Genomic DNA, 25088 nt, shown 5'->3' with positions numbered 1-25088 from the left:
GCTATCACTATATTGATTAGCTCGCATGCAAGTTCATGCATAGTAGGGCGTTTTGAGCAGCGCGTCATGACCACCTAGGTCGAGTGCGTGGTTAAAAAACTGGCTAAAGGTGAACCTCCAGGCTTAACAACAAAAACGATAGCGTTTTGCCATGGCCATCCAGATTGAGTGCCCCGTTAACGCCGCCTTGAAGCACATCATCGATCACGAAGTTCATGCCTGCCAAGTTAGGTAGAGGGTAGCGCCGCACCCGGCTAGCGCCGCGATGGGAGAATAGCGCCAGCACTCGCTCCTCGGTGACCTGTTCCAGCAAGGTGGCGTAGTGATCCGCCTCGTAGGCAAACAGTGCCACGTTGAGGCGTTCGCCTTTATCCCCCGCACGGGCGTGCGCCAGCTGGTGAAGAGAGATCGAGGCGGGCGCACGCATTGACGTTTGTGTGGGTTCAGCTTGCAGCATAGCGTTCGCTCCTGTGGGCTTCCTGGGTCGGCGACTCAAATAGAGTGGCATGGGCATGAATGTCGCTACGCTTAACCAAATACGAGGCGGTAAACACCCGCCGTTGAAACTGACGTCGCACCCCGCCGCCCCCGGCAGGCCCGGCACAGTAAAGCGCCAACAGCTCTTGGGTGGCGCGGGCTACCCAGCGCCGCTCGCTGTGCTCCGCTGCCAAGCGCAGCCGGTAATCCCCGCTGGTGGAAGGCGATGCGCTACGCTGAAGCTCGCCACTATCACTATCGAATACGCTGGCCAGGCCAATGATATCCAACCGGGTTCGCAGCTCAGCCGGGGCGCGAAATACCAACCGCTCACGCAGTACCTGGGCGGCAAGCTGGGCTCTTGCTAGCGCGTTGGGCCCGGCATAGGAAATTTCTGCTTCGCCCTGCCACCCTCCTTCGTAGCACACGGTGGTTTTTAATCGCTCTGGGGCAGGCTTGCCGCGAATCCCCGTCACCGCCACGCGATTGGGTGAAAGCTGGCGTACTTCGGCGTGGGTAAGATCCACCGTGACATCCGGGGTCAGGTAATTGGCTGGATCATGAACTTCATAGAGCAGCTGCTCTTTCACCGTTTGCTCGGTAACACAGCCGCCGGTATTGGCGGGCTTGGTGATGATTAGGCTGCCATCCTGCTCTACTTCGATAATCGGGTAGCCCACCGTGGCGAGGCCAGGCACGTCTTTAAAACCTGGGTCGGCAAAGTAGCCGCCGCTTACCTGGGCACCACACTCGGCCAGGTGCCCGGCCATCATGCCGCAAGCCAGGCGGTCCCAATCATCCCAACGCCAATCGAAGTGGTGCATCAGCGGGGCTAAAAACAGTGCCGGGTCGGCAACACGCCCGGTGACCACGACATCGGCTTGCATGGCTAACGCTTCGGCCAGTGCCTTGGCGCCCAGATAGACATTGGCGGAAATCAAGGCGTCATCGCCCGGCATCTCCAGCCGTTCGGCCTCCCAACGCTGCAAGTCCAGGCCATGCAGTTGCTGGCGGATATCATCGCCGTGCACCTGGGCAATCCGCACCTCTGGACGACCAAGCTGGGCGGCTAGCTCCGCAATAACCTGGCACGCGCCACCAGGGTTGGCGGCACCGAAGTTGCCTAGAATTTTAATGCCGTGATCCAGGCAATCGCGAAGCACTGGCGCCAGCAGCTCGTCCAGCAGCGGTTCAAACCCGCTTTCGGGGTCCTCACGCATTGCCCGGTGGGCGGCCGCCAATGTCCGCTCGCCCAGGGTTTCGAATACCAAGGCAGAGGGTTGCTGTCGCTTGATCAACTCTGCCACCACCGCCACGGCCGCATCGGTACGGTCACCGGAAAAGCCTGCCCCGCTGCCCAGTAAAAAACTCATAAATGTGTCTCCTTGGCCTGAAGGGAGTGGTGGTCGCCGGAGGCAACTACCGGCTCGTCATCCAGCAGCGAGCGGCGGCGTATAAATAGCCCAATGATCAGAGCGAGCGCTGCCAGCGTGGTCAGCCAGCCTGGCGTCAGCGCCAGCCCAATCACCGCGATCAAGGCCACCACATCAATCACGCGCTTACCCGTCATGGCTACCCGAGACATCAGCGCGGCGAAGGCCATCACGAACACGACCCCCTGACAACTGGCCAAGACGATCTCCAGAGGAGTCCCAAACCCCGCCAGGGCTGGATAGATCAGCAGCAGGAAAGGAATGACATAGATCGCCGCTGCCAAACGCACCGATTCGACGGCGGCAGGCAGCCAATTGGTATCGGCAATGCCTGAGGCCACGAATACCGCAATACAGACAGGCGGCGTAATGACCGAGAGTGTCGCAAAATAGAAAACGAACAAGTGGGCAATCAGCGGCTCGACACCGATGGTGGTGAGCGCTGGCGCCAGCACCGAGGCCACCAACACATAGGCCGCGGTAGTGGGTATGCCCATGCCTAAAATCAGACACACACCGCCAACGATAAAGGCGACCAGGAAGAGCGATTCACCACCGACCGTGACAATCAAGCTGGCCAGCGTTACGCCGATGCCGGTCATGCCGATCATCGCCACCAGAATCTGCGCCCCGGCCAACAGCACGCCGATAATCACCATGCCTTTGCCTGCATCGACCAAGCCTGCCACCAGCTTGCCGAGGATCTCGCGCAGGGGCATTTTGGACAGCAGTGCAAAAGGCACAAAGGTGAGTACGGTCATCAGGATGCCGTAAAAAGCGGACATCTGAATCGAACGGCCGCTAAGCACACCGTAAAATAGCCCACCCAACGCAGCCAGAATGGGAATGATCCGTTCAGCGCGTATCACGTCTGACCAGCTGGGCAGCTCTTCATCGGGTACCACCTGCAACTGACGGCGCTTGGCCACCAGGTGAATCGTGACAAACACGCCCAGGTAGAAAAGGATCGCTGGCAGCAAGGCCGCCAAGGCGATACGCAGGTAACTCTCACCGAGAATTTCCGCCATGATAAATGCCGCAGCGCCCAGGATCGGCGGTGCGATTTGACCGCCGGTGGAGGCGACCGCTTCTACCCCCGCCGCAAACGGGCGTGGGTAGTTCAAGCGTTTCATCATGGGAATGGTGAAATTGCCCGTCGTGGCGACATTGGCCACGGCACTGCCGCTGACCATGCCAAACAGCCCAGAGGCTACCGTGGCTACTTTGGCTGCACCGCCCGGCGAACGGCCGCTAATACGCAGCGCCAAATCCATAAAGGTATTGCCGCCCCCGGTGTGCAGTAGCAAACAGCCGAACAGCACGAAAGCGGCAATGGTCGTGGCGGCAACGCCGACCAGCATGCCCCACACGCCTAGATCACCCAGGTAGATGGTTTCGGTCATGTAGTAGAGATCAAACCCCCGGTGGCCAAGCGGCCCTGGAATCGCGGCCCCGAACCACGCATAAGCTAACCCCGCGACTACCAACAGTGGGAAAATAGCCCCGATCGCGCGTCGCGAAAGCTCCAAAATCGCCACTAACAGCACGCCGGTTAGCAGCATGTCGCGGGGTGTTGCCCAGGGGAGTTCGACCAGAATTTGTTCGTGGTTAAGCGCTACATAGCCGCAGGCGAATACCACACCCACTGCCAGCACCACATCTATCGCAATACCCAGCGGGCGCCAGCGCTTGCCCTCCCCTAATGGGTAGACGGCAAGCCCTAGCAGGATGACCAGCGCGAGAAAGATACTCCGCTGAATCAAGCTCTCGAACGGCCCAGTGGCGGAGGTATAAAGGATTAGACCGCCCAATAGCAGCGCCAAGCCTTTGGTGACTGTCTCACGCATGATCATCTTCTCCGAATGGCCTTACTGGACAGGCTGCAAGGCATCGGGGATGTCGTACCCCTGCTCTTCGAAATAGCGCGCCGCACCGGCATGCAGCGGCACAGTGCCAACTTCCAGGGTCATCTTCGCCATATCGGCATCTTTCATCGCGGCAAAGGCGTTGACCTGCGGCTCGGGGTTTTCCATCACGGCTTTGACGATTTGATAGGCGGTCTCTTCATCCATATCCGGGTGTGCATGTACGGCAACCCCAAACGCCCAGGTGGTATAAGCGGGGATACCGTCTGCGGCGCCTTCGGGCACATCGACAATCGCCACGTCGGGCATTTCGCTACGCAGTGTGTCGGCCTGCGCGTCATCGAGAGACAGCACGCTAATGGGGGTAAATGTCGCGATATCCATAGAGGAGCCATCCAGGCGCTCTCCGACGCCCGATTTCACCGAGCCCATCACCCGGCCATCTTTCATGGCGTCGACCATATCGGTGGTGGAACCACGCACGTAGTCGGGCTCGATGCCGAGGGTACGCATCACGGCTTCAGTGGTTTTCTCAGTGGCCGACCCGGTGATACCGGGGTTGAAACGCACCCCATCCAAATCAGCGAAGGTGGCAACGTTGGCATCCTGGCGCATCACTGCGTTTTGGGGTGCCACGGTGTAGACCCACAGCAGACGGTTATCCACTGGGCGGCCTTCAAAATCTTCCTCACCGGCGTAGGCGTGATAGCCGGTATTGGTCGTTACCAGCCCCATATCAATCTGATCGCGCCCCAAACGACGCAGGTTATCAACCGTAGCGCCGGTTTCAGCGACAGAAGAACTCACCCCTTCGACCTGATTGTTGATGATCTGATTAACCGCGACAAAGTAGCTGTAGTGGCTGGAGGAGCTGGAGGTAGAACCAATCAGCAGGCGCTCATCGGCATGGGAAGTGGCAGCAGCCAGCACCGCGGCGCTTGCCACCATGGCGGTAAGTAGCGTTTTCATTGTGTCTCCGAAGCTCGCTGTACGAGCCTTTGTTGTTGTAAATACGGTTATTGTAAAACGATTTTGTAGAACGATGACCGCGACGCACGCATCGCGATAAACCAAGCATGGTGTGAAGGTTTCATTTTGTATATTGAATAGTTTTTAATTTATGTTTTACTTTCTAAATGAATCCAAGCATCCAGCAGTTGCGCGTTTTTATTGCCGTCGCCCACTCCCGCAGCCTTGCGGAGGCCAGCGAGCGAGTACACCTTTCCCAACCGGCGATTTCGATTGCACTACGCAAGCTGGAAGAGAACGTAGGCGGTGCGCTATTTGCCCGCACATCACGCCAGCTTGCCTTGACCCCGGAAGGCGACGCTTTCCTACCGGTTGCCGTGCGGTTGTTAAATGACTGGAACGAAGCCTTTGAGGATCTTAACGACCAGTTTTCCAAGCAGCGCGGCAAGGTAACGATCGCCGCCTTACCCACCCTGGCGGCGGGCTTGTTCCCGCAGGTCATCCGGCTTTTCCACGAGGCGTATCCCCGTATCAACCTCAGCCTGCATGATGTGCTGGCCGAACAGATTAACCAGATGGTGCGCGAAGGCCGTGCCGACCTGGGACTTTCCGTACCTCCCGGTGACGCAGATGACCTCACGTTTGAACCCGTGCTCGAAGATAGCTACGTGGCGGTTTGCCCTTGCGGGCACCCACTGCTGGCACAACCGGCAGTGGCGTGGGGGCAGCTCGCCGCCTACCCGTTTATCGGCATCAATCGTCTTTCCAGTTCACGCCAGGATATTGACCGCATCATGCAGAGCGTCGGGGAACGGCTGGATATCTTGTGCGATGCCCGCCAGATCGCCACCGTCGGCCGCATGGTGGCGGCGGGCTTGGGTATTAGCGTGCTGCCCTCGCTCAGCTTTCGCCAGATTGCCACCGATGGCATTGAACACCGCCCGCTGGTCGAACCGACTATCCGTCGCGAGCTGGGCATGATATTGAGCCGACGCCACCCCCCTTCCGCCGCCGCCAGCGCCCTGTGCCAACTGATTCGTGATCACGAATGAGGACTTTCCACAAATAAGCGTTTTCGGTACGGCTTTCTCTACACCTGGGGTGGGAATCTGGCAGACTAGAGCCGATGAACATCCACCTTACTAAGTGAGCGATACGATGAGCGATACAGCAAAACCCTGGACACAACCCATGCCCGACGCGCAGTTCAAACTGATGCGCGATATTCTTGCTGCGCCTAGCCCCGTGGGCCTTGAAGCCGCAATGACCTACGGGGTGCTCAAGCCGCATTTTGACAGCTTTGCGCCTAAAGGCTGGCACCTGCACCAGTTCAAGGGCAACGCCGGTGTTGTACTGGACACCCACCCCGGCCGTGACGATATGTTCAAGGTCATGCTGATCGGCCATGCGGATAAAATCCGTATGCAGGTGCGCTCGATTGGTGAAGACGGCAAGATCTGGATCAACACCGACTCCTTCCTGCCCACCGTACTGATCGGCCATGAAGTGAAGCTGTTCAGCGAAGACCCGGATGCCCCTGGCAGCTATCGCTGCATTGAAGGCGGCACGGTAGAAGCACTCGGCGCCATCCACTTCTCTGACCCTGCCCAGCGTGATGGCAGCAAAGGGATCAAGAAAGAGCAGATCTACCTGGATCTGCAGATTCACGGCGACAACAAGAAACAGCAGGTGTTGAACCTGGGCGTGCGCCCTGGTGATTCGATTATCTTTGACCGCCCTATCCGCCCCGGCTTTAGCCCTAATACGTTCTATGGCGCTTACCTGGATAACGGCCTGGGCTGCTTTGTGGCCGCCGAAGTGGCGCGTCTTATCGCAGAGGCAGGCGGTACTAAAAATGTACGCGTACTGTTTGCGATTGCCAGCTATGAGGAAATTGGCCGCTTCGGTAGCCGCGTGATGGCCGGTGAAATGAAGCCGGATGCGCTGATTGGCGTTGACGTCAATCACGACTACGTGGGCGCGCCAGGCATCGGCGACAAACGCATGCAGCCGTTGGAAATGGGCAAGGGCTTCACCATGGCGGTGGGTTCGATTGCCAGCGAACAGCTCAACCGGATTATCGCGACAGCCGCTAAAGCGCACGATATTCCGCTACAGCGCGATATCGTGGGCGTGGACACCGGTACCGATGGTATGGCGGGTGTGTTGGCATCTATCGATAGTGCTGCTACCTCGATCGGCTTCCCTATCCGCAACATGCACACGATCTCGGAAACCGGCCATACCCAGGATGTGCTGGCAGCTATTCATGCCCTCACCCATACCCTGCAGGCAATGGATGCCATGCCGGATCTACCGCGTGAGTTCCTGGATAATCACCCACGCTTAGACCAAGCGAGCCCACTGACCCACCAGGGCGGCGACAAGCCCGACAGTGAGAGTGATGACAGCAAAGAGAGCCAGGTAAGCAAAGAGAGTAAGGAAAGTAAGGAAAGCAGTGCCAACAGCAATGATGCTGCTAGTAAGAAAACCAAGAAAAAAGCGAAAAAATAAAACAAGCGTATAAAAAGAAGCCCCAGCCATTCCTTGGCCGGGGCTTTATCAACTCTTCCTTGATTTTCTTCACAAACATCCTGTTTGTGCTTCCCTGAGAGCGTTTAGCCTTCCTGGCGTTGCCTTCCTTGTTTCCACTTCCTTGTGGTGTGTGCTCACAATGGACGTGATAGCGCTGTATTTATCTATCCCAGGTTATTAAATCAAAAAAATATTGCTTTAATATTAAAATAGCCTTGTTGCGTCGATTTAATGCACGTTTGCAATACATTTCGCATGGCGAATATATGAATTGACACTTATACTTAAAACGTGTCGGTAACGATACGGAACAACAGGGAGGTTACCACGCCTGAACCATCATCAACCCAATGGTAGGAGGTCAGCGTGCGCAACATTATAATAAGCAATAAAATCAATGAACTAGATGTCATCTGTCGTCATTGCGGCAATTCAGAGACAGCCAAGTCACCATTTTTTAATCGCTTTCGTTTAGAAGGCACAGGGAAAAACACGGCGACGGTGCGCTGCCTTAACTGCCAAACAGCAGTTGAAGTGCCCTTGAATGAACTAAGCACGCTCTATTATCACCATGCGTGTTAGTGGGCAGGCTGGTTAATCAATAGCTTATTTTGCTAACAGGCCAGCTAATAAAAAAGAAGGGGTAGATGGCTAACACATCTGCCCTTTTCCTTAGCATGCTATTTACGTTAAATGAGAAAATTCATAAGAATGTAACTAACACGTCATTTATTTAAGCATAAAAAAAAGCCCTAGCCATTCCCTGGCTAGGGTTTTATTACCGCATCTTTCTTCCTCACAAACATCCTGTTTGCGCGTCCATGAAAGTTTAAGCCGTCCTGGCCCTACCTTCCTTGTCACCACATCCTTGTGCTTGATGATTAGGATGCACCTTTTAACGACGATTTTAACTAACCTAGGTTATTTAATGAGAAAATAGTTTTTACACTATGCCAAGTATTTTTTAGCGAGAATCGCGCGCTTTAAGAAGATGCTTATCTTGTCATCATTATGTCAAATAAGCATTATATAATTTTCTAATTTTAAGGCATTTTTGATTAAAGCACCCAAGCAACGTCGGCCTTACTTCGCAACCAGCCAACTGTCGAAAAAACCAATAATTTCAGTAGCTTAGGAAAAACTATCGGTCATTACGACTAGCAAACGATTGACAATATCGAGAAATAATTAATCCTACTAACCTAGTCACCCATTAAAGCTCAACAAACGATTGATTAATTTTTATCATCTTCAGCAAAAAATAAAGCTCAACCATATTCTGGTTGAGCTTTATTAGGTCTTCCATAACCGTACGTCACAAATATCCTATTTGTGCATCCTTGTGCTACGCAAGCAATCCTTGTCTAATCTTCCTTTTCGCGAGCTCCTTTCGCTATGCACACAATGAACTTTATAGAAACAGGTTTACTTAACCTGTGTTAGGCAATAGAAAATAAATTATTATTAAACGCTCGTTTGCCATTTTAACAAGCGGCTTGCCAAGCTTCCAAGCAAGCACATACAATCATGCACGTTTGCTTAATCCTTCTTAAAATGAGTGCGATCATGATCTCAAAGTACTGGTGGCCAGCCGCCGCGCTTAGCCTCGCGTTAGCTCCTCAAGCATGGGCCCAGCAATGGGAAGGCAGTCTCGGTGCGGGTGTCCTGTATGCCCCCGATTATCTGGGCAGCGACGATTACGATACCCAGCTTTGGCCCTCTATCGACCTAAACTATGGTGATGCTCTTTCGATCAGCCCACGTAGTGGCATTGAATGGCATGTGATTCGCAACGGTGATTGGACCGTATCGCCCTTTATTGGCTATACCTTTGGCCGCGATAATGAAGGTGATATTTCGGCGTTCGAGAAAGTGGATGGCGGCGCTACGCTCGGTTTACGGGTAGCACTGGAGCAAGGGCAGTGGAAATATAGCTTGGCGGGCAGTGCACCGGTTTCTGGAGATGTGGATGGTGCAGAGTTTGAAGCGTCGGCAGCTTGGCGTTTAGCGCTCAATGAGCGAACATTCTTCACCTTTACCCCAACTGTGGCCTATGCCGACGAAGAGTGGACGGAGTCGATGTTCGCGGTTTCTACACGTGACAGCCTGCGTAGCGGTATTGCCAGCTATCATCCTAATGGCGGCACCTGGCGTTTAGGGGTTAGTACCAGCCTAACCTATGCGCTAACGCCTCAATGGTCGGCCACTGGTTTTGTTGGCACCAGCTACCTGACTGGCAATGCGTCTGACAGCCCCATCGTTGAGGATTTAGGCAGCGAATGGCAGACCGTGACGGGTGTATCGCTCAATTATAATTTCTAGCAGTATTGAGCCTGGACAAAATAAAAGCGCCCTTCACGTTTAGGGCGCTTTTGCGTTTAGTGGCATGGTTCTAGTGGCTGGTTCTAGTGGCTGGTTCTAGTGGCTGGTTCTAGTGGCTGGTTCTAGTGGCTGGTTCTAGTGGTGCTGTTCTGGTGGTTCTGCTCAAAACCACATTTTAAGCGGCATCCATAGCCCCATCAGTATCATTGCGATGTTTTCCGTTAACGATACAAAGCCTAGTGGCACATTGCTGCTACCGCCCACACACGCGCATTTCAATTCACGCTTATCGATGTACACGGCTTTAAACACCGACACCGCCCCCACCGTACCGACAAACAGTGCCAACGGCGCCGCCAGCCAAATAAAAGCGCCTGCCAGCATTAAGACCCCGGCCAGGGTTTCAGCGTAAGGGTATACATAACTATAGGGGACATAGCGCTGAGCCAGCAGGTCGTAGTTAAGGAACATAGAGCTGAAGCTCTCTACATCCTGAAGTTTCTGTAACCCCAACAGCACCATCGCCGTTGCCACTGCGTATTCAGGCATCCGCGCGGCCAACAAGGTACCATTGGCGACCCAACTAACCGCCAGACCGATCAGCAAGGCGGTAACAAAAATCGCGATTACCGGTCGATATGTGGTCTTTTTTGCATTCGGCACGCTCATCCCAAGATGCTTGCGCACCTCTTCATAACCACCAATACGTTTATCACCGATATAGGTTTGCGGCGTGGTATCGACATTTTCCTGAGCCTTGAACGCCTCTATCTCATCTCGGGAGGTTAATGGGTGATCGTCAACCTCATATCCTTTACGCTTTAACAAATCGACCGTTTTCATACCAAACGGGCAAAGGTGCTCTGCCGTTTTCATCCGATAAACATGTGCCGTCTCCATGTTGACCACCTCCTTGATGCGTGTCTGAAAACTACCTATTAAGCAAATCCCCTCTCTACCTTATAAAGGTAGTCAGAATATGGTCTGTGACCAAAATAGAAACGGCGAGGATAGCCTCGCCGTTATTATTGAGCCTGCTTTACCACCTAGCGGTTATTTCTCCAGCCACGCCATCAGCGTCTCAGCCGTTAGCGCTGAAGAAGGCGGGTTTTGCCCGGTAATCAGCTGGCCATCTTCACGCACATAAGGGGTGAAATCTTCCGCCTTGGTGTAGATACCGCCACACTGTTGCAGCGCATCTTCGACCAGATGCGGCACGATGTCAGTCAGGCCAACCGCATCTTCTTCGCCATTGGTGAAGCCTGTTACTTGGCGGCCTTTGACGAGCGGCTCGCCTGCGCTGTTCTTGGCATTCACTAAGACAATCGGCGCATGGCAAACGGTAGCGACCGGCTTGCCTTGAGCAATAAACGTTTCGATCAGGCGAATGGAGTCTTTATCGTCAACAAGATCCCATAACGGACCATGTCCGCCAGGGTAGAACACCGCATCAAAGTCATCGGCCTTCATATCGCCCAAACGATGGGTCGCTGCAAGCTCAGCATTAGCCTTTTCATCTTGCTTGAAGCGGCGCGTTTCATCGGTTTGGCTATCCTCAGCGTCGCTCTTGGGGTCCAGCGGCGGCTGGCCACCTTGAGGCGATGCCAGGGTTACCTCGGCCCCCGCGTCTTTGAAGACATAGTAAGGGGCGGCCAACTCTTCCAGCCAAAAGCCGGTTTTATTACCGGTGTCGCCTAGCTGATCGTGAGACGTCAGTACCACTAAAATGCGCTTGCTCATATCTTTCTCCTAGCGGTGAAAAATGAGGCTATTAAAAGGCCTTGTTGTTTCTAAGTGGGGGCCTCTGAGGAGGAATGCAAGGAGATATCCAAGATCGTCGTCACTGGCTCAAACAGTAAATGACCACCACTAGTGTCAATCTGTTAGTGGCGCTTTATCATGGCGTCATTCAGTCATCATCCAGGTGAAACGACCAGTGAGTATTGAAGCGCGGGATTTTTACCGCAGCGGCCCTGATCACCGCCAAGGGCAAGCCAGCAGTTTTGCCTTGATCCGACACCAGTTTGATTTTCGCTCTATTGAGATTGGCCGCTGGGTCACCAGCGCTGAGCGCGATCGTGCCGCCGAGCTGTTTCACGATGCCCTGTGCGATCTCATGCTGATTCTACAGGGGCCAGAGGCGCTGATTTCGTTACGCGGCTCCATAGCTCTGCAGTACGGCAGCGGTGGACGACCTGGCGTTTCTGCCCACTACGACCCCAGCCAACGCAGTTTTGCGCTGGCCAAAAACGCAGGCCCCGGCAGCATTGCCCACGAGTGGTTTCATGCTTTTGATCACTATATCGCCAGTAAGTGTTTTCGCGGCACGCCTGCCGGTATGTTCGCCTCTACTGCTTGGCTTGCCGATGCAACGCCCATCGCCCACCCTCTGAATCAACTGCTGATGCGCTGTTTCAAAGCCGTACTACTGCAGCCCGAAGGCGACCAGCCTAGCGCTCTGTTTCAAAGCTCGGTGCAGATGGATAAAAAGCTTGGCCAGCTCTATTACAGCAAACCCGAAGAACTCTGTGCACGCGCCTTTGAGGCGTTTGTGCAGGATGCCGACATCACCAATCACTTCCTGGTCAAAGGCACCAAGGCCTCTCTTGAAGCGGAAAAAGGGCTCTACCCACAGAGCGCACAACGGGAGCAGATCAATGCCGCGTTTAGCGACTATTTTGCCAGGCTGGGAAAGGCGTTACGGGAAACCGGATAAGCATGACAGCGTGCAAAATGGTGCAATCGTGCCTAAGATGTAGCAACGCTCACTACTCAAAGGAAGAGAACATGCCATCTACTACCACTATCGTCGTTATCATTGTGGTTATCGTTGCCGTGCTTGGCATTGGCTTCGGCGGTGTGCTGCCTTTTTAATCGCTCGTAAAGGTGGTTAACGTCGGGCGCCTGGCCGCGCTTCACACCCCTGCCCTGCCCAAACACCTTATCAAAAGTTAAAATAAAAAAGATTAAAAAATCAAACAAGCTAGCCTGCAAATGGCTAGCTTTAATTTAGCATAAAAAATTACCTTTATTTTCATAAAGATATTGCCGTTTAATTTATATGTTTAATTTCCCTAAGCGCCCTAGTTAGCAGGGTAGTTTTTTATCTTTTTAAGAAATTTAAACAGGCTTTTTACAAATTTATTTTTAAACTATAATTGTCAATAATATTCGGTTATATGCCTAAACATTATTTATATTAGAAATTTAGCAGAGACACTGTTGCGAAGGGCTTCATTCCTGCCAAATCTGGAGCCAAACATGCCTACTGCCCTGCCTCCTCATACCCACCTGATGATTCGCAAGTTAGAAAGTAATTTTACTCTTACCGCCGAAGAGAAGCAGGCACTCCAGGAATTACCGGTACAAACACAAGACGTCAAGTCTAACCAAGACATCGTTAAAATGGGCGACCAACCTAGTCAATGTTGCTTACTGCTGGAAGGTTTTTCGTGTGTCTACAAATTAACCCTTGAGGGCAAACGGCAAATAATGGCGTTGCATATTCCTGGGGATATGCCTGATCTCCAAAGCCTGCACTTGCAAGTTATTGATATCAACATTGCTTCACTTAGCCCCTGCAAGCTCGGTTACATACAACACCAAGACTTATCGCTTTTATTTGAGCGCCACCCTCGCCTCACTGCGGCTTTCTGGCATGAGACGTTGGTGGATGCTTCCATTTTCCGAGAATGGTTGTTGAATGTTGGGCAACGTGAAGGCTATTCACGGGTCGCTCATATTATCTGTGAGCTCTTGCTGCGCCTGGAGGCGGTGGGGCTGGTACAGGATGAGAACACTTTTGATATGCCCATTACCCAAGCGGAGCTGGCGGATGCAACGGGGATGACCCCAGTGCACGTAAACCGAGTGCTACAGGCCCTTCGTAACGATGGCTTGATCATTACGAACAAAAGAAAGGTAACCATACCTGACTGGCAGAAATTAAAGGAGGCTGGCGAGTTTGATTCACTTTACCTTCATCTTGAGAAAAAGGTCATAGGGTAAAGTATTTTTTACTTTTGATATAATAGCCATGAAAGGCGGATTCAAGAGTTAAACCCGACCTGTTAATCTTCTCGTTAGTAGCTAGGACGCCAGGGCCAAACACCTCACCTTAAAAACCGTTCTCCTGTCTGTAAGCATATAATAGCGGCATCATCAGGTAAGTAGGAAGAAGCTCCTCTTTCCAACTGGAGGGTGGGCCTTGATCAGAAGGCCACCCAAAAAATATGTTATGTTCCAAGGTAGAAACCCCATTTGATCAAGCCTTTCCTTTACAACCCCCTCCCACTAATTACTTGAAACGGGTGTTAAAGGCTCATCATCAATATCGGGATCATGATGGAATGTAGCGGCCAGTGTATTAGTCTGTTCTTCTAACCCTACTGCTGTTTTTGCATCGAGAAGAGGGGAATCGACTTCCACAATGTTCGTCTCGACAGTAGCGTTGAGCACCAGCTCAAACCTGGGATCGTCGTAGCGATAAACGAATTCATGTCGGATTTCATCATTATCGAGAATACGTAAGCCAGCGTGTAGCAAATTAAGGTCTTGGCCTTGCACGACAACCTCTTCCTCCACAGGCCCCAAGATACGTAGCGTCACTTGGCCAGTCCATTGCAATGGCATGCTCCCTCTCCTTAACGGTGCGTGTAGCAAAAAGCATAAGCCGTGACTGCCCAAGATGAAAGCTCGCATCACTCCTTCCAGCTATCGACCTGTTTCATCGAGAAGCGATCCAACCTTGTACCGAAAATCGATGGTGCTTCGGGAAATAATAGACACGTTGGAGGCGATGAAATTTTGCAATGCGCTAATTGCCAGAAGAAGCTTCGTCTACTTCTACGTAGGGCTAAAGCCATACATTCTGTATTGAATACTTGGTCGAGCGCATGGAGCCCCCTCACGCCACCCTGGGAGTTATCCGAAGGGCGGGCTCTTTGTTGGGAAATGCCAAACATTGTTACTCAGGGTTTACTCAACCTATAGTGATTTTACGGTAAAGCTTTGCCGTCTTTCTCGCTAACAAAATCATCTGTGAATGGAGAGATGTGATGCCCCCCAACAAGCATAAAGCGCTGAGTAGCCTTTGCCTTATCGCTGCATTAGGTGCTGGAATGGCTCAAGCACAAGACCAAGATGAAGACACGATCCCTCGGTTAGAAAGCACAGCCTGTGCAACGCAAGCGCTAAAAGACCTCAATGCCAGTTGCTACACCTTCTACGGGCAAGAAAACTGGGACGACCCAAACGGCACTAGGGTTGAGCTACCCATAGGTGTCATCGACCCAGAGACTGAAACTGACGCCGACGCGGAAAGTGATCCCGTGGTCTTTTTCCCCGGCGGCCCAGGATACTCCATCCTCGGCAATGCTGATTACATCGAGCAACTGCGAAAGGATATTGGCAACCGCTCGTTAGTGGTGTTTGACCCTCGCGGCTTTAAGCATGCCACCCCATCATTGGAGTGTCCTGGCTACGCAGCCGTCTCCCCGTACCACAATATCATTCACACACCGGCGCTAACGTCTTCACTTGATCCCATGGAGCGGATGGAACACATCACCGACGAAGTAGCCGCTTGCTACCAAAAGCTTGAAGGTGAAGGCGTTGAGATTGCCCAATATACGGAAAGTGCCACCTCACGCGATGTCGAAGAGATTCGTAACCTGCTTGATTACGATAGCGTGAATATTTTCGGCTCCTCTACCGGGAGTGGCACAGCGCTCTCTTATGTTCGCTATTATCCCGACAGTGTGAGCGCCGCCATTCTTGGTTGGCCCTGGTACGCCAGCCTGCGCAATAGAGCGCCGTTAGATGAGTTTTATACATTAAAACGTCGATTCACGGACGTTCTGGCCATGTGCGTTGAAGAGAGCGAAGCTTGTCGAGAACAGATCCCGGCATGGTTCCTGGCCATAGATAGGGCTCGCCGCGCCCTGGACGACAAGCCTTATATTGCCCAGGTGGAATCAGAGGGCGAGCAGAAAACTCTCTACTTTGATGGTGCCGCTTTCCTCGACACGCTCTACCTGATGCTGCCGGAATATTATGACGAACTGCCTCGCATTGTTTCCGAAGTGCCTGAGGGTGACTACTCATCGCTTCATGACTTCTTCATGATTGATGATTACAGCCCGGTTACCGAATCACCCAACTATGCCATGGGCGCGTTCCTGGCTCAGGCCTGTAACGACATGGGGACAAACCGCCCAACGCCAGAAGACTCGATGGCTGCAGTACAGCGTGAAGCCGCCATTATTGGCTTTGAGCCTATCTGGCTCTGCGCCTGGTGGGGTGGAGATGGTGACGTGCCGCCCGAGCATAACGACACTGTAACGGCTGAGACGCCCGCCCTGGCGATCCATGGTCAGATGGACCCTTGCTGCGGTACTCGCTGGAGCGATGAGCTAGCCGACACCATGCCCAACCTCCAGGCTATCGAGATGCAGGCCTTGGGACATAGCCCAGTCAATGAGTGTCGATCCACCGTGATTAAGGAATTTCTTGGCGACCCACTCGCGCAGGTGGACACCAGCTGCCAAAACGAAGTACCGCTTGCCGAATGGCAGTTGGAATAATCTACTCGCTTTCTCATGAACTGATAGATCCAAGCCCGCTTCGGCGGGCTTTTTTACGCCTATCCAGGATTGTTCCCAAAAAAACGCTTCCAACGGCCAAAAACGAAAAAGGGAATCAAGCTAAAAGCTTGATTCCCTTTTTAAATTCTGTGGCGGAGGGGGAGTCCGCATACAAAGAGTACAAGCAAGACCTAACTATCATCATTAAAAACTGATTTTTAAGGACTTTTCTATTTTTTTGTCCTAAGCAGTCCAATGAGAGACACCTGAATACTAAGCAAAAGTATGGGCTGATGTATGGGCTGTTGTATGGTACGCTCTGATCCTCATCATCAGAGTGCGTAGCCATGGGCAAGCTAACCACCAAAGGGGTTCAGAAGCTGATTCGAGAATCCAAACCGGCGCTAACTAACGACGGTGATGGCCTATACCTGAAGATCGGAAAAAGCGGTGGGGCCAGTTGGATTTATCGCTTCCGCTGGAATGGCAAGCTCCGCGACATGGGTCTAGGCAGCTGCTCCGAAACCCCTCTTTCAGAGGCTCGCGAGCTGACTGCGAATAATCGTAAACTTGTCAAACAAGGCACTGATCCTCTTGAAGCCCGCGTTGAAGAAACTGAAGAGGAAGCGGTTCGCATCACCTTCACGACCTGCGCCGCACGCTATATCAAAGCGCACCGCCGTAGCTGGCGAAACATCAAGCATGCTCGCCAGTGGGTCAGCACCCTGAAGTCTTATGCTCGGCCCAAGATCGGCAACAAACCCATTGATGAAATCAACACGCAAGACGTTCTTGAAATACTTACGCCTATCTGGACGAAGAAAAATGAAACGGCCAAGCGTGTTCAAGGCCGAGTCGAGAATATCTTGGATTACGCCGCTGCTCACGGCTTCCGTGACCCGGTAAATCCTGCTCGCTGGCGTGGGCATCTGGATAAGCTATTGGCCAAACCTTCAAGGATTCAGAAGGTCAATCACCACCCAGCCATGCCCTACGACGAAGCTGCCGACTTCTTGAAGGTGGTGCAGGAATACAGCAGCATGTCATCGAAAGCACTGCAGTTCTTGATCTTGACCGCTACACGCACTTCGGAGGTGCTGAATTCTGAATGGGATGAACTTGATCTGAACAATGCTACTTGGACGATTCCAGCCGATCGAATGAAGGCGAATCGCGAGCATCGCGTTCCACTCTCTCGCCAAGCGGTAGAACTGCTCTCCAACCTGCCCCGCGTGCAAGGCAACACTTACATTTTCGCAGGCATGAAACAGGGGCGCCCTCTTTCGAATATGTCGTTGCTGCAGTTTATGCGTGGCCTGGGCTATGGACCTAGTGGTGAAAAAGGAAATTATGTACCTCATGGTTTCCGCTCAAGCTTTCGTGACTGGACAGGCGAAGTCACCAGCTATCCCCGCGACGTGGCAGAAATGGCACTAGCACACACCATCGAGAACAAGGTGGAAGCAGCTTATCGCCGCGGGGATTTATTCGAGAAGCGGCGGGCGATGATGCAGGAATGGGCAGTCTACATAACGGATTAGGTTGACTTTAATAGTATTAAATCATAGCAGTCCTGACACATTGACTTTGAGAGGGCAATACAACCACAACTTGATTTGAGGCTCCTATATGGAATTGATCCTTTACATGCTTGCCAATATTGAGTTGCTGATATTGCGCTGGTAGGCGTAGCAGTGGGCATCGCCACCATTACCGGGGTGCCCGGCATCGCTATCACCAAGTACGAGCGATTGGCTCGCCACGTACTCTATTTGGCCTCGATGATCGTCACCATTCCCTCCATTGCGCTGTTCGGCATCATGATCCCGATTCTTTCTCTGATTGGATACGGGATCGGCTATGTACTCGCAGTAATTGCGGTATTGCTGTACTCCCAGCTGCCAATCACCCGTAATACTTACACCGCTATCAACAACGTAAACCCAGCCCTGCGCGAGGCAGCACGAGGCATCGGAATGAGCCCCAACCAGCGCTTGCGTATGGTGGAAACTCCTTTGGCGGTACCGTTAATCATGGCCGGGGTACGTACCGTAGTGGTGCTTAATATCGGCGTCATGGCCATTGCCGCCTATATTGAAGCTGGCGGTCTCGGCACTTTCATCAGCCGCGGCATTTCACAGTCAGACCCATGCCAGCTGATCGTTGCCGCTTTGGCCTTCTCGTATTCCAGCAGCAGCGTTTTCTAATCTTGATATGGCCGGGGAAGCGGCCATAAATGATGCCATTCGAGTACTTCCCGCCGAGCACAGGCTCCGGAGCAGACGACGGGCACTCTGTCGCTTTTTAAACGTCGAGATCGGCCGTATGAGCGCTTGGAGACGGCGCATTCACTACTGTCATATTGTCCAAGCAGTCTTTGATGTATGGATAGCCCTTCCAGCGATTGTGATCCCCCACGATGTAGAGCCGCGATTTCGCCCGGCTCACCGCCACATTGACTAGGTTGGGCTTGCTAGTGGCCCACTGCTTAGCCCCTTCTTTGGCGGGATCGGCCCCCAATACCAGAATCACTGCAGGCGCCTCTTTGCCCTGCACCTTATGGATTGTTCCGGTCTGAACACCGTGCAAGCGATGTTTTTGAATCAATGATTCAAGACCAGCCACGACTTTTGTAAAGGGCGATATGAGGAAGATCGAGCTAAGCGCCAGCCCGCTATTACGCAGCTGTGTAATGAGAGCCGGTACCGCCTCACCCTCGCCTGGTATCCAGTGGTTCTGGGCATTTATCGCGGGCACATGCACCCAGCTGCTCGCAGGCATGGATGACTTCCCGGTGGGTTTGCCGTTCACCATGGCATTTTCGTAAGCCACGGCATTGGAAATATCGAACATGGGACTATCGCAGCGCCGGTGAACCAGCAGGGGCGCGCCGACCCATTTCTTCTTGATGTAGCTTCCGTACTGGCTGGGGATATCCGCGCACTCCTGCGTCGAGGTTGCGCCTGGCAACCATTGTTCTTCCACGCAAGCATGCTGCCGGAGTCGATCCTGGAGCTGGTCTGACCACCGGCTCAAGCTGAAAGGGATCAACCACCACCATCACGCGCTGACTGCGCCATATGGCGCCAGCAGCATGCTGCGGCGCGGCCTGCCCCGCTTCATCAATGAGTAACCAGCCAATATCTTCGTTTTCCAGCTGCTGAAACTGGCGATGAAAAGAGGCGAAGGTGGTCGAGACCAGCGGTACCATCAAAAAGAACATCGCCCAGGCGGACTGAGCCACCTCGCGGGTAACTCCTTTGGCCGGCGCCTCATCGTTGATCAGTTTTATGGCCGTCATCATATTGAGATAGGCCTTCTTGCCAGCATGCAGCACGAAAGCATCCTGTAAATCGAGTGCCGCAAGCAACACCTGGACCCGCGCTTCATTCCAGTCGTCGTCCGCCCAGGGCGAGGATAGTTCACGCTCAGCGGCATCACGGGTGACCTCGGGACGTAAAACCCCAACCTTCTTCCCGTACTACTTATCTCGGTAAGCTTTAAAGGTGGAAGACGCTGCCGCTAGTGCTGTCTTGGCGAGGTCATATTGTTGTTCGCTTTCCGCTAGAGCCTTGTCTGCCTTTTGCGAAGTCAGCATGGCCTCACGCTCTATTCGCTTGGCCGCCTTCACGGCGGCGACTTCTTTCTTCAAGTCGCCCAGAATCGCTTGTTGTGTGCATTATTCATTAGCAGTGTTCAGCGATGCCTGGGTTAAAGCAATCACTTCCGAAGCATACGACACCGCACTGTCCACCTCTTTAATATCGTGTCGCAGGGACGCTTTTTCGCTTTTCCAACGCTCAACCGAGCGCATGGGAATGAATTTGCCTAGCCACTGCAAGATAGCCGCCGGAGCAGTCTCGTTCAGCTCTGCCAATTCACGCTCTTTGGTGAGCTGACGCTTTTTGAGGGTGCTCTTGCCTTCCAGGGACTCACGCAGTGTCTGCGCCCGTTCCTTTGCGTGCCGGAGGCGTAATTCCCGCTCAGCTTCGTAAGCTGCCCTCAAAGGAGCGTCTACCCTCTCCACCGCCGCCTTTGCTTGCGTGAAGGCATCGGTATAGAGCTTAACATTCTCCCGGCAGGCGGCTCGCGCATTACCGCACTTGGTCAGCGCATTTTCCGTTTCCTCCAGCGCCTTGACCATCGTCTCACGCTTGGCCATGGCCCCCGCTTCCTTGCGGCACGCCAAAGCAAAGCGCTGGCGCGCTTCCTGCCAACTCAGTGGGGCAACCTAGCTGCCCGCCTTTAGCAGCTTCTCCATGCCCGGGAGCATATTCTCTTTCTTCTTTTGTTCTGACGGCTTCAGGGTCGGATCGAGGCGTGGCCACCAGAATTTGTTGACGAAATCCTTGCGATTACTTTGCCTTCCCAAGCGAGCAGACATCATGCGCCAGGCCGGGCCTTTGTCTCCAAGCAAATGACTCGCAACGTCCACGAAGGGCTGTCATTTGCTCCCCAGACCTGATCCACCTCATCGGCTTTAGGGAAACCCATCGAAACATTTTCGACTGCCCCATTGTTCGATGACGCCACCACAACGCAGAATTTCTCCAGGTGTTTCTCCAGTGGGTAATACTTCTGTGAGTTATCCCCGTTCTTCCATGCGTCGACCGCCATGGATGCAAAGGCATCTTCGGGAGAGTTGTACTCAAGAAGGAGCTTGGCTCGCCCTACGATGATGCAGGCGAGCAAGTCTTTCAATAGTGTGGTCTTTCCGGTGCCTGGCGGGCCATTCACCGCCATGATGCTTGCCACTGGAGGGCGCCAGCTTCTGGTAGGTGATATTGATGGCCAGCTGCTGACTAAACACCAGGGGGCGGCGGCCTTCTCCAGGCCAGCGCCCCTGGGGGAAATAGCCTGGATTAAGAATCATGTAAGCCTTCTGAATATCGTTGCGCAGGTCGGAGTGTATTGGCTCGTTATCTGGGCCATGGCCTACGCGCCACTGGGCATGGTCTCGGCCCTACGAGAAACCAGCGTGCTGTTCGCCGCGCTGATTTCTACCATCATTCTGAAAGAAGGCTTCGGTGTATGGCGCTTTGTGTCTTCTGGCCTGATTGCTTGCGGCATTGCGTTGACACGTTACAAGCCTTAACCAGCTAACTGTGCCTAAAGGGGGGCTTGTCTCAATGATTCTGGCGAAAATTGTTCGTATGGTGATTAACTGAACTGTTTTGGGCATAAGCCGCATTAAGTTCTTTTATAATTCTATTCGCGGAATAACCGCCTTGCAGTCCTGATGTCAGAATGCTTGAACCTTCGGCTTGAAAACTCATATAGCCGTTGTGACGTGGTCGCACCCAAGCACCCTCAAGAGTCGCTGAGGTATTACGATAAAAATTATGTACTGGCATGTTAACCGCCTCATCTTTCCAGGCTACGGCATGTCCAGGCTGTCCGCCTGATTGGGCGAAAATCGTTTTCTGTACTTCTTCGCCTGCCACCCAGAAAGCATAGTCGATAGCGTCGTTTGCATGGGCTGAGAATGCAGACACTGCAATGCCCGTACCCCCTAGCGCTGAGCCCACCGGCCCTTGGTGTCCTAGAGTCGGAATGTCGGAAAAAACGATGCGATGAGGCTTTAGGCCCTCAACGGCGTAGCTTAAATAACCGTAGGTGAAGGGTATGAGAACTTCGGGGCCCTCTCCCGTGGCTAGGTACTCAAGAGCGGCAATCGGATCCATGTTCCAGCACTCTGGGCGGATATGTGCTGTGAGCTTTGCGAGTTCATCTATCACACGTTCCCCAGCCTCGGGCTCGATAATCTGGCCTCCTGGCTCAGAAGCACATGGTGTTCCCAGGTTGGCGGCAAGCGTATAAAAGCACATGAGGTTATGCGGGGCGCGCATTGGAATTAAAACCTTACCCTTCCGCGCCATCTCCAGTACTTCTTTCCAGTGACTGACGGGTCCTTGCAAAGCATTCGCCTGATAGGCCTGCACTTGCGCTGCGGCGTCAATAGGCAGAGCCCACTGGCGAGCGCGCCAGTGATAGCTTGGAAACGATAGCCCTACAGAGTTAGCCGCAAGGTCTGCTATATCCGCCATACGCTCTGGTTGATCAAGCGGTAAAATACAATTTTCGTCTGCGATTTGGCCAACATGCGGATGATCGATGACGATCAGGTCATAATTGCGTGCGAGCTCTTCAATTGGGTAGCTTTCGAAATCTTGGAGACTACGCTGTTCCCAGTTAATCTCGATGCCAGTTTTTCGTCGCCATGCCTCAGATGTAGCAATCATTGGGTCAACGCCGCGAGGGTGGCGCCATGTCATACCTTTCAGTGTCGTCAATTTTATCTCCGATGAGCAATTAAGCTTATATTTTCAATTATTTATATTTTTTGCATGATGGAGGTAAGCTCGTCTGCGGCAACGATAACTTTCTCAAGAACTTCATCGATCGTAAGGCGCATGCGTTTTTGCGGCAGGAAAGGTACCGTTATGGCCGCTAGTGGTTGCTGTGCCGCATCAAGGATTGGCTTGGTTAAGTTAATCACGCCTGCCGTCACATCACTCTCTCGCCGTTCGAAGCCGTCTTTTCTCGTCTGGTGAAAACGCTCGTTGAACTCCTGTCGCTCAGGTGCAGCGAATTCATCCAGCAGTGCTGCCTGTCGCGATTGAGACGAAAATGCGGCAATCGTTACGCCTGAGCTAGTCTCCATGGCTGGAAAGCTTGAACCGAGCTTGACGGTATAATGCATGGGCATGGGACTGTCTGCCTGCGCAAGTATAACCAGCGATGTGCCTGTAATAGCCGCCAGGTGGCAGGATTGATCTGTCTCGCTTGCTAGCCGCTGGAGGATGGGCGTTGCATGGTGAATCATGCGTTGCAAAGGGGGACGACGAGTCGCAACCTCGTAAAGTTTAAGAGAGAGAGAGTAGCGATCTGTCTCTTCTTCACGATGCAGGACATCTAAACGATGAAGTGCCACCACAATGCGATAAATTTGGCTGGTCGAACGTCCGAGGCGGGCTGCCATGTCTGTTACCGTTAGGCCTGCCATTTCTCCAGCCACGAGATCAATAATCTCGAAAGCCTTGTCTACTGCTGGCGCAGAGTAGCTAGGCTGGGCGCTTTCGGTGACCTCATCATTAAGTTTGTTCATTGCTCTTCCTCTATGAATGCGCTAGCCCAGTGCTGAGTACGGGCGCACCGATCAGCAAAAGCGCGAAGATGAGGTAGATCACGATCATCGGCCACACTGCCCGTATGAATTCTGTAAGTGGGGTTTTGGTAATAGTGCACGTTGTGAACATAATCGTGCCGACGGGAGGTGTCACGCCCCCCAGGTGGGCCATTAAGACAAACACGACGCCATATTGTACTGGGTCGATGCCCAGCGCGTTCGTCACCGGTAAGAAAATAGGGCCAAGAATGAGGATGAGCGCCGTGCCTTCGATAAAGGCACCTGCGATCAACAAAACGCCTGCGATTAACATTAAAAGCAGCGTCGGGCTGTCGGTGAGGGTAAGCAGCCCTTCTGCGACTGTTTGCGGGACGCGTTCGAAGGTCAGCACCCAGCTAAAGGCCGCTGAGGCGGCAAGAACTAGCATTATCGCTGCGGTGGTTGCGATGGTCGACCGAAGGGCCTGCCAGACCTGAGTCCAGCTAGCCTCGCGGTAAAACATCATGCACAACACGGTATAGATGACTGCGATTCCAGCAGCTTCCGCAGGTGTGAAGATGCCACCCCGTATACTTACAATAATCATCACCGGCAGCATTATTGCGGGCAGCGCGCCGTAAAAACTGTTCAGGAGGGCAGGGCCCTCAGCTTTTGGACGGGAGGGGGGATCCCACTTGTTTTTTCTAGCGATGAAATACGCCTGCGCCATCATCACTAACGCCAGGAATAAGCCAGGCAGAATGGCGCCAGCAAAAAGAGATCCAATTGAGGTATTTGTCACGAATCCAAATAAAATCAGTCCGATACCCGGTGGAATCATCGGTGCAATCAGTGATGACATAGCCGTTATGGCACTGGAAAAACCGAGCGGGTAACCTCTCTTGGTCATTTCGGGGACGAGTATTTTGGCCTGCATTGCGGCATCGCCATTCGCCGAACCGGACATGCCTGCTAAAAGGGTGGATAGAAGTATATTTGTCTGCGCTACCCCGCCCCAAATACGTCTAGTAAGAGCTGAAGCAAAGTCCATTACTCGGCGACTAATGCCTGAAATGTTCATCAATTCGCCAACAAGGATAAACAACGGTACGGCTAAGAGTGGAAAGCTCTGAGTGCCCTGAACGATGCGCTGGGCTAGCACCACATCCATCACGGCTGGCTCAATCAGTACATAGGAAACCGATAGGCTGAGTAGGATAAGGCCAACGGGCATGCCGAGTAGTAATAATAGGACGAAAAGAATGGCAATAAGTGTAAGCAATGTTAGCGCCTCCAGCCGGCTAGATGGCGCAGAATGCGGCCGATATAGGATAGGGCAAGTAGCGCAAAGCCGATGGACATCGCTGCATAAAGCCAACGCGCCGAGATGCGCAGCGATGAAATCTGTGCGCCAGTACGTTGGAATAATTGGTAGCCAATCCAGGCTAGGTAAATGCTAAGTGCTAGCACCAGCAAATAGCGCAATGTGATAAGCGTGTTTTGTAGTTGCACGTTTGCAAGCATGGGGATGAGATCAAGCCCCATGTGAGAGTCGTCATGATCGGCAATAATCAGGCCCACGAAGATGACCCAGGCAAACAATAATGTGGATAGATCGAAAGAGAATATTAGCGGCGCATTGAATGCATACCGCATAACTACTGCGAAGAAAATCACGCTGACCAGCACTACAAGAGCTGCTACACACAGCAGAATGAGCAATCTGTCCAGTCCCTGCAGCACACTATCAAACAATTTGGAGAATGTGGGCAAGTTCCCTCTCCTCTATTTGTGT

The 25088-nt window shown here is 53.0% G+C and carries 23 protein-coding genes; 9 read left to right on the top strand and 14 right to left on the bottom strand.

Annotated elements, in window-relative coordinates:
- Nucleotides 1–103: 103 nt before the first annotated feature.
- Genes Q3Y66_RS06260 through Q3Y66_RS06245 form a run of 4 tightly spaced genes read right to left on the bottom strand, consistent with a single transcriptional unit; the run spans nucleotide 104 to nucleotide 4744 of the window.
- Complete coding sequence (locus tag Q3Y66_RS06260) at nucleotides 104–457, bottom strand: hypothetical protein (protein WP_008957250.1); 354 nt, start codon at nucleotides 455–457, stop codon at nucleotides 104–106.
- Nucleotides 444–1850, bottom strand: coding sequence for an acyclic terpene utilization AtuA family protein (locus Q3Y66_RS06255; protein WP_008957251.1), 1407 nt, complete (start codon nucleotides 1848–1850; stop codon nucleotides 444–446). The genes Q3Y66_RS06260 and Q3Y66_RS06255 overlap by 14 nt, the downstream gene beginning before the upstream one ends.
- Nucleotides 1847–3757 (bottom strand): TRAP transporter fused permease subunit, encoded by a 1911-nt coding sequence (locus Q3Y66_RS06250; RefSeq protein ID WP_008957252.1) that lies wholly within the window; start codon nucleotides 3755–3757, stop codon nucleotides 1847–1849. The genes Q3Y66_RS06255 and Q3Y66_RS06250 overlap by 4 nt, the downstream gene beginning before the upstream one ends.
- A gap of 21 nt (nucleotides 3758–3778) precedes the next feature.
- A complete protein-coding gene (locus Q3Y66_RS06245) occupies nucleotides 3779–4744 on the bottom strand; it encodes a TAXI family TRAP transporter solute-binding subunit (protein WP_008957253.1) in 966 nt (321 codons plus the stop codon).
- 167 nt (nucleotides 4745–4911) lie between these two features.
- On the opposite strand from Q3Y66_RS06245, the gene Q3Y66_RS06240 reads away from it, so the two are divergent.
- The 3 genes from Q3Y66_RS06240 to Q3Y66_RS06230 all read left to right on the top strand — a co-directional run bounded on the left by Q3Y66_RS06240 (nucleotide 4912) and on the right by Q3Y66_RS06230 (nucleotide 9601).
- The gene (locus Q3Y66_RS06240; protein ID WP_008957254.1) at nucleotides 4912–5796 is read left to right on the top strand and encodes a LysR family transcriptional regulator; all 885 of its coding nucleotides are present in this window, start codon (nucleotides 4912–4914) and stop codon (nucleotides 5794–5796) included.
- A gap of 106 nt (nucleotides 5797–5902) precedes the next feature.
- The gene (locus Q3Y66_RS06235) at nucleotides 5903–7258 is read left to right on the top strand and encodes a M20/M25/M40 family metallo-hydrolase (RefSeq protein WP_035586552.1); all 1356 of its coding nucleotides are present in this window, start codon (nucleotides 5903–5905) and stop codon (nucleotides 7256–7258) included.
- A gap of 1587 nt (nucleotides 7259–8845) precedes the next feature.
- Nucleotides 8846–9601, top strand: a complete 756-nt coding sequence (locus Q3Y66_RS06230; RefSeq protein WP_008957257.1) for a MipA/OmpV family protein — start codon at nucleotides 8846–8848, stop codon at nucleotides 9599–9601.
- 162 nt (nucleotides 9602–9763) lie between these two features.
- Here the strand turns inward: Q3Y66_RS06230 and Q3Y66_RS06225 are convergent, their stop codons facing one another.
- Complete coding sequence (locus Q3Y66_RS06225) at nucleotides 9764–10501, bottom strand: MauE/DoxX family redox-associated membrane protein (RefSeq protein ID WP_008957258.1); 738 nt, start codon at nucleotides 10499–10501, stop codon at nucleotides 9764–9766.
- A gap of 153 nt (nucleotides 10502–10654) precedes the next feature.
- Nucleotides 10655–11341: a type 1 glutamine amidotransferase domain-containing protein gene (locus tag Q3Y66_RS06220; protein ID WP_008957259.1), complete on the bottom strand. Its 687-nt coding sequence runs from the start codon at nucleotides 11339–11341 to the stop codon at nucleotides 10655–10657.
- Between the two features lie 196 nt (nucleotides 11342–11537).
- On the opposite strand from Q3Y66_RS06220, the gene Q3Y66_RS06215 reads away from it, so the two are divergent.
- Both Q3Y66_RS06215 and Q3Y66_RS06210 read left to right on the top strand, forming a co-directional pair.
- Nucleotides 11538–12317, top strand: a complete 780-nt coding sequence (locus Q3Y66_RS06215; protein WP_008957260.1) for a CLCA_X family protein — start codon at nucleotides 11538–11540, stop codon at nucleotides 12315–12317.
- Between the two features lie 545 nt (nucleotides 12318–12862).
- The gene (locus Q3Y66_RS06210) at nucleotides 12863–13609 is read left to right on the top strand and encodes a Crp/Fnr family transcriptional regulator (RefSeq protein ID WP_008957261.1); all 747 of its coding nucleotides are present in this window, start codon (nucleotides 12863–12865) and stop codon (nucleotides 13607–13609) included.
- 285 nt (nucleotides 13610–13894) lie between these two features.
- On the opposite strand, the gene Q3Y66_RS06205 is transcribed toward Q3Y66_RS06210, so the two are convergent.
- Nucleotides 13895–14233 (bottom strand): hypothetical protein, encoded by a 339-nt coding sequence (locus Q3Y66_RS06205; RefSeq protein WP_008957262.1) that lies wholly within the window; start codon nucleotides 14231–14233, stop codon nucleotides 13895–13897.
- A 425-nt stretch (nucleotides 14234–14658) separates the two neighbouring features.
- Between Q3Y66_RS06205 and Q3Y66_RS06200 the strand changes: the two genes are divergently transcribed.
- The 3 genes from Q3Y66_RS06200 (at nucleotide 14659) to Q3Y66_RS06190 (ending at nucleotide 18392) form a co-directional block, all read left to right on the top strand.
- Nucleotides 14659–16185 (top strand): alpha/beta hydrolase, encoded by a 1527-nt coding sequence (locus Q3Y66_RS06200; protein ID WP_008957263.1) that lies wholly within the window; start codon nucleotides 14659–14661, stop codon nucleotides 16183–16185.
- Between the two features lie 347 nt (nucleotides 16186–16532).
- Nucleotides 16533–17726, top strand: coding sequence for a site-specific integrase (locus Q3Y66_RS06195; protein WP_008957265.1), 1194 nt, complete (start codon nucleotides 16533–16535; stop codon nucleotides 17724–17726).
- Nucleotides 17727–17879: 153 nt separating this feature from the next.
- Complete coding sequence (locus Q3Y66_RS06190) at nucleotides 17880–18392, top strand: ABC transporter permease (RefSeq protein ID WP_008957266.1); 513 nt, start codon at nucleotides 17880–17882, stop codon at nucleotides 18390–18392.
- Nucleotides 18393–18489: 97 nt separating this feature from the next.
- On the opposite strand, the gene Q3Y66_RS06185 is transcribed toward Q3Y66_RS06190, so the two are convergent.
- The 3 genes from Q3Y66_RS06185 to Q3Y66_RS06175 form a co-directional block, all read right to left on the bottom strand.
- Nucleotides 18490–19038: an AAA domain-containing protein gene (locus tag Q3Y66_RS06185; protein ID WP_008957267.1), complete on the bottom strand. Its 549-nt coding sequence runs from the start codon at nucleotides 19036–19038 to the stop codon at nucleotides 18490–18492.
- 4 nt (nucleotides 19039–19042) lie between these two features.
- Nucleotides 19043–19489 carry an AAA domain-containing protein gene (locus Q3Y66_RS06180; protein WP_303319541.1) on the bottom strand — a complete coding sequence of 149 codons (447 nt, stop codon included), beginning with the start codon at nucleotides 19487–19489 and terminating at the stop codon, nucleotides 19043–19045.
- Between the two features lie 375 nt (nucleotides 19490–19864).
- The gene (locus tag Q3Y66_RS06175; protein ID WP_008957270.1) at nucleotides 19865–20347 is read right to left on the bottom strand and encodes a hypothetical protein; all 483 of its coding nucleotides are present in this window, start codon (nucleotides 20345–20347) and stop codon (nucleotides 19865–19867) included.
- A gap of 498 nt (nucleotides 20348–20845) precedes the next feature.
- Here Q3Y66_RS06175 and Q3Y66_RS06170 point away from each other — a divergent pair, with 498 nt between their 5' ends.
- Nucleotides 20846–21280, top strand: coding sequence for an EamA family transporter (locus tag Q3Y66_RS06170; protein ID WP_238528480.1), 435 nt, complete (start codon nucleotides 20846–20848; stop codon nucleotides 21278–21280).
- Between the two features lie 31 nt (nucleotides 21281–21311).
- Here Q3Y66_RS06170 and Q3Y66_RS06165 read toward each other — a convergent pair whose 3' ends face one another.
- The 4 genes from Q3Y66_RS06165 to Q3Y66_RS06150 are packed head-to-tail and all read right to left on the bottom strand — an operon-like array spanning nucleotide 21312 to nucleotide 25066.
- On the bottom strand, nucleotides 21312–22478 hold the full coding sequence (locus tag Q3Y66_RS06165) for an extracellular solute-binding protein (RefSeq protein ID WP_202945535.1): 1167 nt from the start codon (nucleotides 22476–22478) through the stop codon (nucleotides 21312–21314).
- 41 nt (nucleotides 22479–22519) lie between these two features.
- Complete coding sequence (locus tag Q3Y66_RS06160) at nucleotides 22520–23293, bottom strand: IclR family transcriptional regulator (protein WP_008957275.1); 774 nt, start codon at nucleotides 23291–23293, stop codon at nucleotides 22520–22522.
- A 10-nt stretch (nucleotides 23294–23303) separates the two neighbouring features.
- Nucleotides 23304–24575, bottom strand: a complete 1272-nt coding sequence (locus Q3Y66_RS06155) for a TRAP transporter large permease (RefSeq protein WP_008957276.1) — start codon at nucleotides 24573–24575, stop codon at nucleotides 23304–23306.
- A 2-nt stretch (nucleotides 24576–24577) separates the two neighbouring features.
- Entirely contained in the window at nucleotides 24578–25066 is a 489-nt protein-coding gene (locus Q3Y66_RS06150; RefSeq protein ID WP_008957277.1) for a TRAP transporter small permease, read from the bottom strand.
- Between the last annotated feature and the right edge of the window lie 22 nt (nucleotides 25067–25088).

Source organism: Halomonas sp. HAL1 (genome assembly GCF_030544485.1).
Lineage (GTDB): Bacteria > Pseudomonadota > Gammaproteobacteria > Pseudomonadales > Halomonadaceae > Vreelandella > Vreelandella arctica.
Note: the sequence above shows the minus strand (reverse complement) of the source record. Positions and strands in the feature narration are given on the sequence as shown.

Excerpts from the sequence above, each read along its gene's own strand:
- Q3Y66_RS06210 (WP_008957261.1), top strand. The coding sequence starts at position 12,863 with ATGCCTACTGCCCTGCCTCCTCATACCCACCTGATGATTCGCAAGTTA.
- Q3Y66_RS06180 (WP_303319541.1), bottom strand. The coding sequence starts at position 19,489 with ATGATGACGGCCATAAAACTGATCAACGATGAGGCGCCGGCCAAAGGA.
- Q3Y66_RS06220 (WP_008957259.1), bottom strand. The coding sequence starts at position 11,341 with ATGAGCAAGCGCATTTTAGTGGTACTGACGTCTCACGATCAGCTAGGC.
- Q3Y66_RS06255 (WP_008957251.1), bottom strand. The coding sequence starts at position 1,850 with ATGAGTTTTTTACTGGGCAGCGGGGCAGGCTTTTCCGGTGACCGTACC.
- Q3Y66_RS06260 (WP_008957250.1), bottom strand. The coding sequence starts at position 457 with ATGCTGCAAGCTGAACCCACACAAACGTCAATGCGTGCGCCCGCCTCG.
- Q3Y66_RS06195 (WP_008957265.1), top strand. The coding sequence starts at position 16,533 with ATGGGCAAGCTAACCACCAAAGGGGTTCAGAAGCTGATTCGAGAATCC.
- Q3Y66_RS06240 (WP_008957254.1), top strand. The coding sequence starts at position 4,912 with ATGAATCCAAGCATCCAGCAGTTGCGCGTTTTTATTGCCGTCGCCCAC.
- Q3Y66_RS06185 (WP_008957267.1), bottom strand. The coding sequence starts at position 19,038 with ATGTTCGATATTTCCAATGCCGTGGCTTACGAAAATGCCATGGTGAAC.
- Q3Y66_RS06245 (WP_008957253.1), bottom strand. The coding sequence starts at position 4,744 with ATGAAAACGCTACTTACCGCCATGGTGGCAAGCGCCGCGGTGCTGGCT.
- Q3Y66_RS06200 (WP_008957263.1), top strand. The coding sequence starts at position 14,659 with ATGCCCCCCAACAAGCATAAAGCGCTGAGTAGCCTTTGCCTTATCGCT.
- Q3Y66_RS06160 (WP_008957275.1), bottom strand. The coding sequence starts at position 23,293 with ATGAACAAACTTAATGATGAGGTCACCGAAAGCGCCCAGCCTAGCTAC.
- Q3Y66_RS06235 (WP_035586552.1), top strand. The coding sequence starts at position 5,903 with ATGAGCGATACAGCAAAACCCTGGACACAACCCATGCCCGACGCGCAG.
- Q3Y66_RS06175 (WP_008957270.1), bottom strand. The coding sequence starts at position 20,347 with ATGGCCAAGCGTGAGACGATGGTCAAGGCGCTGGAGGAAACGGAAAAT.
- Q3Y66_RS06225 (WP_008957258.1), bottom strand. The coding sequence starts at position 10,501 with ATGGAGACGGCACATGTTTATCGGATGAAAACGGCAGAGCACCTTTGC.
- Q3Y66_RS06250 (WP_008957252.1), bottom strand. The coding sequence starts at position 3,757 with ATGCGTGAGACAGTCACCAAAGGCTTGGCGCTGCTATTGGGCGGTCTA.
- Q3Y66_RS06205 (WP_008957262.1), bottom strand. The coding sequence starts at position 14,233 with ATGCCATTGCAATGGACTGGCCAAGTGACGCTACGTATCTTGGGGCCT.
- Q3Y66_RS06230 (WP_008957257.1), top strand. The coding sequence starts at position 8,846 with ATGATCTCAAAGTACTGGTGGCCAGCCGCCGCGCTTAGCCTCGCGTTA.